12 protein-coding genes and 1 pseudogene are annotated in these 14,190 nt (G+C 58.7%); 7 read left to right on the plus strand and 6 right to left on the minus strand.

The genetic code is table 11. The features are described from left to right. Positions 1 to 291: 291 nt before the first annotated feature. From AB4Y35_RS41930 to ehuB (AB4Y35_RS41950), 5 genes are all read right to left on the minus strand, one after another. Entirely contained in the window at positions 292 to 1,440 is a 1,149-nt protein-coding gene (locus AB4Y35_RS41930; protein WP_368692918.1) for a porin, read from the minus strand. 320 nt (positions 1,441 to 1,760) lie between these two features. Then, a complete protein-coding gene (locus AB4Y35_RS41935) occupies positions 1,761 to 2,543 on the minus strand; it encodes an amino acid ABC transporter ATP-binding protein (RefSeq protein ID WP_368692929.1) in 783 nt (260 codons plus the stop codon). 56 nt (positions 2,544 to 2,599) lie between these two features. Continuing rightward, positions 2,600 to 3,262: an amino acid ABC transporter permease gene (locus AB4Y35_RS41940; RefSeq protein WP_368692919.1), complete on the minus strand. Its 663-nt coding sequence runs from the start codon at positions 3,260 to 3,262 to the stop codon at positions 2,600 to 2,602. Beyond that, the gene (locus AB4Y35_RS41945; RefSeq protein ID WP_368692920.1) at positions 3,259 to 3,909 is read right to left on the minus strand and encodes an amino acid ABC transporter permease; all 651 of its coding nucleotides are present in this window, start codon (positions 3,907 to 3,909) and stop codon (positions 3,259 to 3,261) included. Before AB4Y35_RS41945 ends, AB4Y35_RS41940 begins: the two co-directional genes overlap by 4 nt. 30 nt (positions 3,910 to 3,939) lie before the next feature. Beyond that, positions 3,940 to 4,824, minus strand: a complete 885-nt coding sequence (gene ehuB / locus AB4Y35_RS41950; protein WP_368692921.1) for an ectoine/hydroxyectoine ABC transporter substrate-binding protein EhuB — start codon at positions 4,822 to 4,824, stop codon at positions 3,940 to 3,942. A 161-nt stretch (positions 4,825 to 4,985) separates the two neighbouring features. On the opposite strand from ehuB (AB4Y35_RS41950), the gene AB4Y35_RS41955 reads away from it, so the two are divergent. The 7 genes from AB4Y35_RS41955 to AB4Y35_RS41985 all read left to right on the plus strand — a co-directional run bounded on the left by AB4Y35_RS41955 (position 4,986) and on the right by AB4Y35_RS41985 (position 13,739). Beyond that, entirely contained in the window at positions 4,986 to 5,678 is a 693-nt protein-coding gene (locus AB4Y35_RS41955) for a GntR family transcriptional regulator (protein WP_368692922.1), read from the plus strand. Next, positions 5,675 to 6,871 (plus strand): M24 family metallopeptidase, encoded by a 1,197-nt coding sequence (locus tag AB4Y35_RS41960; protein ID WP_368692923.1) that lies wholly within the window; start codon positions 5,675 to 5,677, stop codon positions 6,869 to 6,871. Before AB4Y35_RS41955 ends, AB4Y35_RS41960 begins: the two co-directional genes overlap by 4 nt. 67 nt (positions 6,872 to 6,938) lie before the next feature. Further along, positions 6,939 to 7,928 carry a succinylglutamate desuccinylase/aspartoacylase family protein gene (locus tag AB4Y35_RS41965; RefSeq protein WP_368692924.1) on the plus strand — a complete coding sequence of 330 codons (990 nt, stop codon included), beginning with the start codon at positions 6,939 to 6,941 and terminating at the stop codon, positions 7,926 to 7,928. Then, a complete protein-coding gene (locus tag AB4Y35_RS41970) occupies positions 7,928 to 9,106 on the plus strand; it encodes a pyridoxal-phosphate dependent enzyme (protein WP_368692925.1) in 1,179 nt (392 codons plus the stop codon). The genes AB4Y35_RS41965 and AB4Y35_RS41970 overlap by 1 nt, the downstream gene beginning before the upstream one ends. Before the next feature lie 1,111 nt (positions 9,107 to 10,217). Next, positions 10,218 to 10,919, plus strand: a complete 702-nt coding sequence (locus AB4Y35_RS41975) for a GntR family transcriptional regulator (protein WP_368692926.1) — start codon at positions 10,218 to 10,220, stop codon at positions 10,917 to 10,919. A gap of 437 nt (positions 10,920 to 11,356) precedes the next feature. Beyond that, entirely contained in the window at positions 11,357 to 12,211 is an 855-nt protein-coding gene (gene ehuB, locus AB4Y35_RS41980; RefSeq protein WP_368692927.1) for an ectoine/hydroxyectoine ABC transporter substrate-binding protein EhuB, read from the plus strand. A gap of 73 nt (positions 12,212 to 12,284) precedes the next feature. After that, the gene (locus AB4Y35_RS41985; RefSeq protein ID WP_368692928.1) at positions 12,285 to 13,739 is read left to right on the plus strand and encodes an MmgE/PrpD family protein; all 1,455 of its coding nucleotides are present in this window, start codon (positions 12,285 to 12,287) and stop codon (positions 13,737 to 13,739) included. Between the two features lie 321 nt (positions 13,740 to 14,060). Here the strand turns inward: AB4Y35_RS41985 and AB4Y35_RS41990 are convergent. Next, a pseudogene (locus AB4Y35_RS41990) lies at positions 14,061 to 14,190 on the minus strand (IS630 family transposase); the annotation flags it as partial.

Raw genomic sequence — 14,190 nt, forward strand, 5'->3', positions numbered from 1 at the left:
ATCACGTCCAGCGGGTAATGCAAGCGTTTGAGTACTTTTCCCACACCCGGACCCAGCTTCTCGGTCATCGATCACGTCACGCATTAAGGCCCGTCAGCATAGCAGAACGACTTATTGCGACAGTTCCGGATATACACTATCGCGGCTCAATGGCTGGCCCGCACGTTCCCCTGCCGACGCTTCGCCGACCACCTCGCGGTGACCTGCGCACGGCTCGGGGCCGATGTGGTTCGCTACTCCTTCATCGCAGTGGACTTTCACCACCTACTCCTTGCCGGTCCCCCGGCGCACTCAGAACTTGTGCCGTATTGCTGCTCGAACCACGAATTGATTCGAGTTCGAGGAAACGTCTGCCGCCCCCGGAACATAGGCGACGTCAAGCACCGTTTGGGTCTTGTCGCCGCCGACGTGCTGATAGGCGCCCTGCAGATAAAGATCCGTACGCTTCGACAGATTGTAGTCCGCCATCAACCCGATCGTCTGATAGTTGGAATGCAGCTTACCGGTGGTCGCGTTAAAATCGGCACGCGTATAGGTGTACATCGCACCCACGAAGAATGCCGGCGTGAACTGATACTTGCCATTCACTTCGAAGTTCTGGAAGCGCAGCGAGGACACGGTCGATCCGGCGGGCGGGGTGATCGCGCCAACATAGCCGGAGCTGACCGGTTGCGTGACATCGCTGTTCGTGTACGCGAAGCCCAGCGTTGCTGAACCGATCGTATAGTTGATCCCCGCGCCGAAGACGCGCAGGCGTTGCGCCAGGAAGTTTTCGTCGCCGCCGTTGTTAATCGCGCCAGTGGCCGTTGAAGACGGATTGTTGGCCTGCAGGTACGATGCCGCGATCAACAAGGCGCCATTCGTGTACTGCGCCCCCATGCTGTACTGTCGGTTGTTGGCGAAATTTGTGTCGTTGCTGAAGCTATACGTGCCGCCGAACTGGAAGCCGGCGAGCGACGGACTGGTGTACTTTACGGTATTGTTTACGCGAAACGTGTTATCCGTGTTGTCGTTGTCGTACGGGTGGGAAAACATGTAGCCTGCCCAGTTGCCGTTTGCGGTGGTCTGCGCGAGAAAGTCGACCAGCGAGTCATATTGGCGACCCAGTGTGACCTTGCCATATGTGTCACTGGTGACGCCAACGTAGGCCTGTCGCCCGAACATCAAGCCGCCCTGCGCGAGTTTTCCGTTGTTCACATCGAAGCCGCTCTCGAGCTGGAAAACTGCCTTCAGACCGCCTCCGAGATCCTCTGCGCCCTTAAGACCCCATCGGCTGCCTTGAACGTAGCCGCTCTGCAACTCGTAGACCTTGCTGCCGCGCACGTTATTGGTGAAATCAAAGCCTTCGTCGATCACACCGTAGAGCGTCACCGAGCTTTGCGCATAGGCAGACACTCCGAAGCCCGCCAAGAAAGTCGCCAACAGAAATTTCGCTTTCATATCATCGTCTCCAAACATGGTATTTACGACAATTAATTTCGACTACATAGTTATTGACGTGAACAAAATTGGACTCTGTATTTCCTATTTCGGACCGGCGCATTCATTCGTTCGCCAAGTCGCATAGACCTCGCAATACCGCACCGATCCCCATCGGGCGGCAAGCCTCGACTGAAACCGTAGCCGCGCGACGTCGACCTATCCACTCCAGTTTTCCTGCTGTTTTGACCTCGAGTACGTGTCTCCCAATGCGGAGTCTGGTCACGATGTATTGGTGCAGCCGGCAATCACCTACCCTTGACATCGGCCGCAACCTCGCATTACTTGTGCAACAACTGACTCAGGAATTTCTTCGCCCTGATATGCGTCGGATTGCGGAAGAATGCATCCGGCGGCGCGCATTCGATGATTTCCCCGCCGTCCATGAACACGACTCGATCAGCCACTTCGCGAGCGAATCCCATCTCGTGGGTCACGCAGATCATCGTCATGCCGTCACGCGCGAGGCCGGTCATCACATCGAGTACCTCCTTGATCATCTCCGGATCGAGCGCCGACGTCGGCTCGTCAAACAGCAGAATCTGGGGCTTCATGCACAACGCACGCGCAATTGCGACGCGTTGCTGTTGTCCTCCCGACAGCTGCGCGGGATATTTCTTCGCCTGATTCGATATGCGCACGCGTTCGAGATTTTCCATCGCGATCGCTTCGGCTTCGTCCCGCGATGCCCGGCCCGTTCGGATCAAGGCCAGCGTGCAGTTGTCGACCACGGTCAAATGGGGGAACAGGTTGAAGTGCTGGAATACCATTCCGACATCCCGGCGCACGCGCGACAACCCTTTCATCTTCGCGTGCATCTCGATACCGTCCACAACGATCCGGCCCTCCTGGTGCGTCTCGAGTTGATTGATGCAACGGATCAGCGTCGACTTTCCGGACCCTGATGGGCCGCACACGACGATGCGCTCACCGAACGCCACGCTCAAGCTGACGTCGTGCAGCACCTGGAAGGTGCCATACCACTTCGATACACCCTCGATCGATACTGCGATTGATTCGGACGCCCGCGCGTGCGTTACAGCCGGCTCGCTGGATCGCCTCATTTGGAATGCCATGTCTTCCTCCAACTCTTCAAACGTTTTATTCGATTGCTGCTGAATCATCGATTCGGTGTGCCCACCCCAAAGTAGCGCTCCACTCTTCCGACCAACACAACTGCGATCAGCGCCAAGGCCAGAAACAGCACGCCGGCAACGAGCATGGGCTCCGCGTAACGATAGGTTTCTGACGCTACGTCCATCGCGCTGCCGAGCATCTCGGGAACGGCAATTACGGCCAGGTATGGCGTGGACTTCAGAATCGAGATCGCATAAGCCCCCACAGGCGCGGCCACGTTTCGCAGCATCTGCGGCGCGACGACGTAGGAAGTGGTATCCCACCAGTTGAGCCCGAGGCTCTTCGCGCCCTCACTCTGCCCGACTGGAACCGCATCGATGCCGGCCTTGAACACTTCCGACATATATCCGGAATAGTAAAAGCTCAGACCGAATACACCGATGAACAGCGCAGGCAAAACGATTCCATAGGAAGGAAGGACGAAAAACAGAAAATAGATCTGAACGAGCGCCGGCGTCGACCTGATTGCATCGATGATGAACTGAACGATGGGACGCATGACGCGATGAGAACGCCGCAGCATTTCCCACACAAAGCCGAGCGTCAACGCCCCTGCAAAACTGAGGATCGCAACCAGGATAGTGTTTCCGATACCTTCCAGTACCTGCGGCACGATCCGCAACGCAAAATCGAAATCGAAGTTCATGACCGCCCTCGCCGGCTCCCGTGCGACGTCTCCAGATAGCGCCCGAAGATAGTCACCGGATAACAGAGAATCAAATAGGAAAACAAAAGACTCGAGTAGATAAGCAGCGGGTTGTAGCTCAGCTCAGAGATCTGCTTAGCGCGAAACGTCATGTCCGTCAACGTGATGAGGGACACCAGCGCGGTTCCCTTTATCAACTGGATAAGATCGTTGATGAACGTCGGTATCATGGCCCGGATCGCCTGCGGCAACTCAATGAAGCAAAGCACCTGGAAACGGTTCAACCCAAGGGCAAGCCCCGCCTCGCATTGCCCGCGCGGCAGCGACTGCAATGCGGCACGAACCGACTGGCTGCTGTATGCACCCGCGTTCAATCCAAGCACGAGTGCCCCTACCGTTATTCCCGAAAGGTAGACGCCAAAAGCCGGGAGCGTGTAGTAGAACGCGTATAGCAGCACGATAACGGGCGAGCTTCTCCATAGCTCGATGATGAAAGTAATGATCTTGCGCGAAGTGCCGGTCGCGAAATTCTGCGAGATTCCTGCGAACAGCGCGAACGGAACCGCATACAGGAGCCCAAGCGCGGTCACGGCCGCAGTTACGCCGAACCCCTTGTATATTCCGATCATGACGTCAAGAAAACTCATGCGAACGCTCCTCTGATTGACATAGCCTGGTCATCGATAATCCGCACCGCATAACTGTTTTGCAGTTACGTCGGCGGGCACCATCTCGGCTTCACCGAAACCATATTTTTCAAAGACCTTCCTGATCGAGCCATCGGCCTTCATCCTGGCAAGCCCATCGTTGTACAGGCCACGTAATTTCGAATCCTCGGGCCGGAACGCGATCGCCGCGTAATTGGCCACCCGCTGCCCATTCTTCACCAAACCGGTAAATGGCGTTGCGCGTTCGAGCCGGTCGCCGATATTCGGATCCTTGAGCGTGCTGATCACGGTGGCTGCCGATTCGGTATCGGCGTCGATGCGGCCGGCCATCAGCGCGCCGACGGAAGACTCGACATCCTTGAGCAAAAGAATTCGGTCCTTCGGGATTCCGGCGGCCATGGCATGCTCGACCGCCGAGCTTCCGCGGCCACCGCCAAGCCGGATCGCCGGATTCTTCACCACGTCCGCAAAGCTGTGGATGTTGAGGGGATTCCCTTTCTTTACCAGAATGGCATCGCCGATCGCCAGATCAGGATTGCTGAAAATCACTTGCTTGCAGCGCGGCGGTGTAATCGCCAGGCCGGAAGCGACGGCGTCAATACGCCTGGAAAGCAGGCTCGGGATCAGCGCGTCGAAATCCACGACAACGAAGTTGATCTTCTTCACACCCGCCTGCCGGAGAACCGCCCGAATCATGTCGGGACCGACGCCGGCAACACTGCCATCGGCATTTCGATATCCCCACGGTGCCCGATTGTGGATCCCCACCGTGATTTCGCCGCTGCGAATCGACTCATCGCCGCCCGACTGCGCATGTGCAATGGCGGCGCCGGCCACCACGCCTGCCGCGGCAAGAACAAACGCAAGCCATTTGCTCCGCGCCTGCATCCTCATGACTGTCTCCTTTGCTTTTGTTGATGTGTAGAGTATACTTGGCATACCAAGCATGTCAAGAAACGTTCCGCGCTGGCGCGCCCGTACTTTCCCGAGTGGCGAAACGGCCGGACCGATCCGAGACGCTGATAAACAGACCAAGACTGGAGACACCTTTGCCCTTGTACGAGACCGTGCGCGATGAACTCCTAAAGCGAGTCAGGAACGGCGCCTACGCTGTCGATACGCCCATTCCGTCCACCGCCATGCTCAGCGAAGAATTCAAGGTCAGCGTGATCACCGTGAAGCGGGCGTTGCGTGACCTGCAGGCGGCCGGCGTGCTCGTCACGATTCGCGGCAAAGGCGCCTATGTGAAGAAGCAGCAGCGCATCCTGCGTCAGCTTGATATGCGCATGTCATCCCTTCACGGGGCCGACATCAGCTTGATCTCGGTGACGCGCGAAAAGATCGCCGATCGGTCCATGGCCGCGCTCGACGCCCCCAGCCATGCAATGCTCTGCGTCAGGAAAGTCATCTCTTCGGATGGCGCGCCGTTTCTCTATGACGCCAGCTACCTCTCGGCGAACGTCGACGACGAAATCGTCGACGAATTCGGCAGCAGCTTTATCGTCGACACGCTCGAGCGACGCGGCATCCCGCTCCTCAAGACGCGGATCGTCGTTGAAGCCTTCCCCGCTTCCGATCGCGCTACCGAGATATTTGGCGTTCCGAACGGATATCCGATGCTGCGTCGCATATACAAGATGATTACTGCCGACGCGAATTTGACGATCTATGGCGTTGTTCAAGCCCCGTTCGATCGCCTCGCCTGTTCCATCGACATTCCGTCTCACGACATGGAGATCCAGAGATGACCGCAGTTCAACTCAACATTCCCGCCGTCTTCCGTGCGCCAGCTCCCCCGGTACCCCAAAGCGAACTTCGCCAGCGTTTGACCAACATCCGCCAGGAAATGGCAAAAGCTGGAATCGACGTCGTTGTTCTGACGGACAAGAAGAACGTCGATTACTTCACGGACTACCAGGAGCTTTCCTGGGATCACAAGGCGCGGCCGGTCTTTGCCGCCATTTCGTCACAGGATTTCGCGCTGTTCGGCAGCCTCGGCGAAGCCACGACCGTCCAGCTCAGGGAGCGGATTTTCGAGCCGGTCTACTACAGAGGCTTTCTCGACGAAGCGGTGATCGCGGTTTCGGACTGGGTAAGGAACAAGACAACCGGAAGTGCCGCCCATATCGCGCTGGACTACGGTCAGGACATGTTCGGGCGCGGCTCGTTGGGTTTGATCGACGCGCTCAATTCGATCGATGCGAACGGTCGAATCAAGAGCGCGGCGGACCCGATCTGGAAAGTCCGGCTGATCAAATCCAGATTCGAAGCCGATCTCAATCGGACCGCATACGAGATCGTCAACGCCGCATTTGATCATACGATCAAGCAAGCCTATGTCGGCATGACGGAGTACGAACTTTACTACCTGATGCAGGCCCAGATCTATCTGAATGGCGCCGAAAGCGCCGATCCGATCGCGATGCTCTTTTCCAGCGGCGATTTCGCCTATTGCCGCGCGGCTAAGGATCGAAAGCTTGAACTCGGCCACTACGTGTGGACCGATTTTCGCGCGACCTACGGTGGCTACCCGGCCGATCGCAACCGGATTGCCCGTGCCGGCGACCCGAAGGGCTGGGAACTGGAGACGTATACGGCCGTGAGATTGCTGACGCTGGAGGTTGCCAATCATATTCGTCCCGGGTTGACGTGCGCAGACGTGTACCGGCACTTCGACAAATTGTGGCGCGAGGCCGCGCTGGGCTCCGTGTACACCGCAGTCTCGCGCATCGGCCATGGCGGCGGCCTCGACGTGACCGAGCCGCCGTCGCTGTCGGGAACCGACACGACGCTGATCGAGCCCGGCATGATCCTGCACATCGAGCCGAAGCTCGAACGCGACGGCGCCGTGTTTCAGTTCGAGGAAGTGGTCTTCGTCACCGAGTCCGGCATCGAATTTCTGTGCGCGACGTCGCCGGAAACGCTGCCGGTGATTCGATAATTTTTTGACTTTCCACAGGTTTCACATGTCAGGCACTACACGAATCTGGTCGACAATCGACTATGAGATGAACGGCAAGCAAGTCGATTGCTTGCGACTGCCGATTTCCACCGACACGTCCGCGTATGGCTGGATTCCGATTCCGGTCATCTGCGTGAAAAATGGCGACGGCCCAACCGCGGTCCTGCTCGCGGGCACGCACGGCGACGAATACGAAGGCCAGATCGGCCTCACGCGCATCGCGAGGCAACTGGTCCCCGACAATCTGCACGGCCGCATCATCATCCTTCCCTCACTGAACTTTCCCGCGGTCAAGGCAGGACGACGTGTTTCGCCCATCGACGAAGGCAACCTCAATCGCGTATATCCCGGTCGTGCGCACGGTACCGCCACCGAAATGATCGCGCACTACGTCTGCGAGGTTCTCCTGCCGATGGCCGATCTGGTCGTTGATCTCCACTCGGGCGGCCACTCGCTCGACTATATGCCGTGCGCACTCGTCCGGGGCGCAAAGACGGACGCGGAAAACGAGCGCCTGCACGAACTGCTGCGCGTGTTCGGCGTGCCGCTTGCCGAATTTACCGACGGTGCCGGTGGCGGCGGCAATACCACGCTGCCCGCGGCAGCTGCCGAAGTCGGCGTGCCGGTCATCACGGCCGAGCTGGGTGGAGGCACCACGCTTCACGGCCACGGCTGCACGCTGGCCGAGCACGGCACGCTCAGGCTTCTCAAGTATCTCGGAATCCTGTCGTCATGCGACGTGCCCGAACCCGCGCCGGTCACATTGATGAGTTGCGAGAGCACGGACCTGTTCGTGTATGCCGATGACGACGGCCTGTTCGAGCCCATGGCACAGCTCGGCGAGCGAGTCGAGGAAGGCCAGCTCGCCGGACTCCTGCACTCGATCGACCGGCCGCATGACCCGCCCTTCGAAATCCGCTTCCGTCGCGCCGGGCTGATTGTTTGCAAGCGGCATCCGGCATTGGCGAGCCGCGGCGATTGCCTGTTCGGACTTTTGGAAAACGCCGCCGCGTCACACCTCTCGGGAGCCAACTGATGAGCCGACTCAATCCCAACATTTCCGGCATGAAATGCATCCAGTGTGGGTTGGTACACGCGCTGGACGACTATTTCGAAGGTTGTCCGTCATGTCTCAGCGCGGGCACACCGGCGAGCGTCGCACCGCATTACACCGCGTTCCCGGCCGAATTGAATGCTGGAAACATCACGGACTGGATGGCGTATCGCGGTACGACAGGACTGGGAGAGGGCAACACGCCCTTATCGAGCCTGCCCCGGCTCGCGGCCGCGCTGGGCGTCGACGCGCTGTACACGAAGAATGAATTCTGCAACCCTACCGGCTCCCACAAGGACAGGATGGGTGCAATCGTTATGCAGCGCGCGGTCGATATCGGCGCAACGACCGTCGCCGTTGCATCGAGCGGTAACGCCGGGGTTTCGACGGCGGCCTATGCCGCCCGCGCCGGCATCGAATGCGTGGTCGTGACGACGCCGGACATCAGCCCGAACTGGCGCAGAGCAATCGAAATGCACGGCGCGCAAATCATCGCGACCGACGATTCGGACGATCGCTGGGCCCTCATCGCTCAGCGTGCGCGGCAGGGCGAGTGGTATCCGGTGACCAATTCGATCATGCCGCCCGTCAGCAGCAATCCGTTCGGAGTCGACGGTTATCGCGCCATCGCATTCGAGCTCCATCTGCAGTTCGCAACGCATCCGCCCACGGACATCATCGTTCCGACCGCGCGCGGCGATGTGCTGTGGGGTATTGCGAAGGGCTATCAGGACCTGCACGACTCGGGCCTGGTGCGCGCCATTCCCAGGGTTCATGCTGTCGAACCGTTCCCCCGCATCAGGCTCGCTCAACAGGGGCACGGGATGGTCTGCAGCGACTATTCCGGCGATACGGTGATGGAGTCGATTGGCGGCAACACTGTTACCCGGCAGACCTTGCTTGCCCTCGAGTCGACCGGTGGCCTGGGCGTCGCGGTCCGCGACGACGAAATCATCGGCGACCAGCTTGCGCTGGCCCGTGAGGGGCTGTACCTCGAACGCTCTAGCGTTGCCGCGCTCACGGGCTTGCGCCGATTGATCGATCATGGGCAAATCAGACACGACGCTCGCGTCGTCTTGCTGGCCACCTCACATGGCTACAAGGAACCGCCCGAGTTCAGTGATCGGCTGCCCGTTTGCGAGATGTCCGGCAAATCGTGACCTTGTGGGGCGATGAAGAGACCCGCTGAAACGCCCGGAGCATCTTCCGGGCGCTTTCGTTCGAGGAGCAGTTTCTGGCCCCTCCCTACATTTGCATCAACTGGTCGATCACATTTCCGCCAGCGAGTCGAAGCGACCCTACAGCCATCGCTCGCTTTCGCGGATGCTGCTGGTACGCTCAGAGAGTGCGCTCCTCGAGTGCGATAGCTGCGCTGATCGAGTTCGAGAAATCGGTGGCGATGTGCGTTGGACTGGCGGCTATTGCCGACGCAGGATTCGCCGATGACTAGCATGTTCTCGCCGGAGGTCCTGAACTTCGGGACATGCAATTGGAAGCAGCCCTGTGGCAGCTTCGGATCGATGGACCAGCAGATTTCAGTGAGCATGAACCTCGCGCTAAGGATAATCCCTTCTCTCAAAGAGTTAGCACCGGCTGAACCATCGATCAGCCGGTGCTTTCGCCATATCTCGTAGAACTCGAATTGTGGAAGACTCGCTGTAGATCTGCTTTGGAACAACCTTAGCGAGTTGCGTTCCACACGTAAAAGTTTCGTGGTCTAGTTAAGTGATCGTTAGTTCCTTTGTGCCGCGAGAAATTTATGGGGCAATAACCAAACTTGCCATCCAGTCCACCGGCCGCCTTTCCAATACCCCGAACAGCTTCAGGCGTAGGAATCTTGTTGGCGGCGGGGTCTGCGCCCTCTGCGACTCGATTCTGGAACGGCATTTTCCAGAACGACGGATCGCCGACCCAAAATGGCATAGCAGCGCCGCGCGCCGTAACGTCAACCGATGAGTCTGAGGTCGCATCATCGCAATCAAGCTGGATGATGCCCAGGAGTGGTCGCTCTTCGATATCGCACAATTTTTCCGTCGCTGGCTAGCCTTACTTATCATACCTAGTATAACTATATAACTCAAGCACGTCAATGTCCTGTCCGGTCGAAACTGCATCGCCGCGGGGCCCCTGCTATGACGCCCCGTGGGACGGTAGCCTGTGACCGCCAATCGAACCAGTATGCGTTCGTCGGATGCTTGGGATACTAGGCATGCGGACCGCAGGCGAGCTATAGTCCGGTTGATCCGCATCGACATGAGCACGAGAGCCATCTTGATCAAGCCCCAACTACAACCCTCACAGTCGCTGCATGAAACAGTACGCGAAGAGCTCCGACGACGCATTGCAGCCGGCACCTATTCTCCCGACGTCGCGATTCCGTCGACGGCCATGCTCAGCGGAGAATTCGGTGTCAGTTCGATTACGATAAAGCGCGCGCTACGCGACCTACAGGCTGCAGGGACCCTGGTATCGATTCCCGGGAAAGGAACATACGTCAAACAACAAAAGCGGCTGTTGTATCAGCTCGACGCGATGCAGCCGTCGTTTGACGATTCGAGCATACGTTCGGTGTCGGTCACGAGAGAGAAAATATCCGATCCGACCATGAGTACGATCGCCCCGCCCGATCACGTGATGCTCTGTGTCCGAAAAACGATCTGGATGGACGATGCGCCTGTCGTGTATGACACGACCTATCTTTCTCCGGATATCGGCGACGACATCGTGGACGAGTTTGGAGAGCGCTTCGTCGTTGACGCGCTGGCCAGGCACGCAATCGACGTCACCCAGACCCATCTGGTCATCGACGCGGCACCCGCCACTACCGAAGTGGAAGAAATATTCGGCGTTCCCAATGGCTATCCCATGCTGCGGCGGTTATACCGGATGATGACGAGCGAACCCGAAATTATCGTTTATGGCATCCTTCAGGCGCCGTTTGACAGGCTAGCGTGTACCGTGGACTTTCCTTGAAATTCAAGCAATCTCCTCGTCGGCCTAACTCGATCGCATCTGAACTTCGGCGATGAGCGTCCTTTAGCCTTGGCGCGACTCGACACAAGGGCGCGCATCGCCACCAAAAGCAAAGCCTGCGCGGCACGGAATCCCGGCGACGACGCGCGCGGGCGCAGCGCAATAATGGCCCATCGCGCAGCCGCCTGTGCCCATGCGCCGCGACAAGCATACCGCGCCTCCCAAACCATTCGAGCCTTCCGCCTATCGCCCAGCATAGGCATCGATCTTTTCTCCTACGACAAAACGTCCGATCCGGATCAGTAACCGCGCGCAAATCGGTTCCGTATCAGAAGCCATATCTTGGTACATGGTTTCCCCCGTTGACATACCTAATATACCAGCTATGCTTACACACATGATGACGCAGCACACTTTCAACACGGAGGAGCATCGGGATGAGGCTGAATGTGGTTTTGGGTACGCTCGTGGCGGTTGCCGCCCTTCTGGGAGCATCGACAACTCAGGCGCAGGGTGTCCTGAGTAAGGCGAAGGCAACTGGAACGATTAGGGTAGGCATCTTCAATCAGCCTCCGTGGGGCTACGTTGACGCAAACGGAAACGTCAAAGGGCAAACCGTCGATATCCTCAGGGCAGCATTTGCGGGGCTTGGCATTACGAAGATCGATGCAGTCGTCGCGGACTTCGGCGCGTTGATTCCGGGCCTGACATCCAAGCGCTTCGACGTTATTGCCGCCGGTCTATATATCAAGCCGGAGCGCTGCAAGCTCGTTGCTTTCGGGAACCCCGACATCCAGATGAGCGACGCGCTTCTGGTTCCGAAAGGCAATCCGAAAAACCTGCATAGTTATGCCGACATTGCGAAAGACAAATCGGTGATGCTGGCCACGGGCAGAGGCAGTGTCGAATACCAGCACGCCATCGATGCAGGCATCCCGAAAGACCGGGTCAGCGCCTTCACCGACACGGACGCCGAACTTGCCGCGCTGACTAGCCACCGTGCCGACGCCGTCGTGGAGACCGCCGCGACGATCAGCGTATGGGCCAAAGCGTCCGACAAGCTCGAGCGCGCGCTCCCCTTCACACAACCGGTCGGCGCCGACGGGAAAGCGCTCTACGGCTATCCGGCGCTCGCCTTCAGACCGGCCGACGCCGACTTCCGCGACGCGTACAACGCCCAGCTCAAGAAGTTGCGGGAGAGCGGCAAGATGCTCGAAATTCTCAAACAATACGGCTTCTCGGAGGCGGATCTTCCGCCCGAGAACCTGACTTCGACCGATCTCTGCAAGTAAGTAGCCGAAGAAGTACCTGACCGAAACGTCCCCGGGGGCTGCCACGCCCCCCCTTTATCATCCAGGGTAAGCCATGAAACCGGCAGGCCATCACGCCAATCAAAGCGAATCTTCGCCGTGCGTCGAGCACATCCTTTTCCCCAGTCAGCCGAGCCACCACGACGCCGGCGTCCTGGCGCAGTTTCTTTCCGGGTTGACGTACGAGGACATCCCGGCCGACGTCATTCACATGGCCAAGCTGATCACGCTCGACACGATTGGATGCATCGTCGCAGGCGTCGAAACGGAATTGGGCAGGGATATTCTCGCCGCCTACGACCCAGGAAATGCAGGGGGGGGCTGCTGTATACCCGGCACCGCGTTGCAGTTCCCCTCATCACTCGCCGCGAAGATCAACGGATGGCTTTCCGACGTGCTTGATTACGAGGACACTGCAAGTGGCCACCCAAGCGCCACCGTCATTCCCGCCGCACTGGCGGTCGCCGAGCGACTGAATGCGACACCCCGACAACTGCTCACCGGTATCGTGGCCGGATACGAGGCGGGCCTTCGCGTTCACGATGCGACGCGCGCGAGCCCCGAAGCATATCGGCGATTTGCTGTCTATCACGCGTGGCACGGTATGGCCGCCGGCGCTGCGGCCATGGTCGTTTCCGGTGGTACGGAGGCACAGTTCCGCTCAGCGCTGGGCCACGCCGCCGCGAACACCAACATACCGCTTTGGTACGTTCAATATGGCCGGCCGGCGCATGCGTTGAAAGCCAACTATGGCCAGATGGCACTGGGCGGCGTCGATGCCGCGCTTTGCGCGCGTCAAGACATTGTCGGGCCCTTCGCGATGTTGAGCGATGCTGAACGCGGCTTTGCACGCATTATCGGCTCGGACCAATTCGATCCGGCTCAGTTTTCGTCGGCCTTGGGCGAAGAGTGGCGAACCAGAAAGGTCATGCTGAAGAAGTTTCCGAGCTGCGCGTTCCTTCACACGACGATCGATGCGGTGTCCCGGATCACGCAGGCGAACGGGATCGTTCCGGATGAAGTCGAGAAGCTTGAAATTCGGTGCTTCGCGAGAATCGTGGAGTGGTTTTCCGATAAGGCGCCGAAATCCGCACTTGATGCCCAGTTCTCCGTGGAATACGTATCGGCGATGGCACTGCACGCCATCGAGCCTGGGCGCGGGTGGTATGCGCCGGATATCTTCAACGACCCGGCGATCGCTCGATCCATGATGAAGATGGACGTAGGCATCGACCCAACGGCCGAGCAAGCGTTCTGGAGCGAAGACGAACAATGCATGTCGACGGTGACCGCATTGATGAAGAACGGTTCATCGTATACGGCGAGCGTCGGTTGGGCGCCCGGTGAATGGCAGAGACCCCTCAGAGATGCGAACGTTATCGAGAAATTCCTCAATAACGTGAGTGGAACATCGCTGGAAAATCGGGGCTCGCAGATCGTCGAGATAATGATGCATCTCGAGGAATTGCAGACACTGGACGACCTTATCCAGCTGCTGCGCGCGGGTTGATTTCTTGATCTCAGCAAAAAGATCAGCGGCGACCGGGCCCGCTCTGCGCAGGTTACCAGCGACGCCCGGTCGATCGGCAGCGATCGGCAGCGATCGCTATCCATCCCTATGGCGCCGCCGACGATCTCAAGACGGTGGCGGGACGGCTGCGTTCAAAAAAATACCGGTCAGCCCGTTTGCATCGAGGAGGGCCAGTCGAGCCTACGCCCAGCCCCACCACGGTCCCATCCGTTAGGAACTGCGTCGCAAAGGCGTGCCGTTGACGCTGGAAGTAACCGGCCGAGTTTGCAGACCGGCAGACGACCGCTACACGCAGTTCTCCTAGTCCGTTGAACCAGATGAATTGCACCGGATTCGCCGCGATGGATCGGAGTACTTCCATTTCAATGGGAGTGCTTGCTTATTGTATTGAAGTATGTACCGCATGAGCTTTTTGTCGAGATCCCTGGTG

Origin of the sequence: Paraburkholderia sp. EG286A (assembly GCF_040965375.1) — a bacterium.
Taxonomy (GTDB): Bacteria; Pseudomonadota; Gammaproteobacteria; order Burkholderiales; family Burkholderiaceae; genus Paraburkholderia.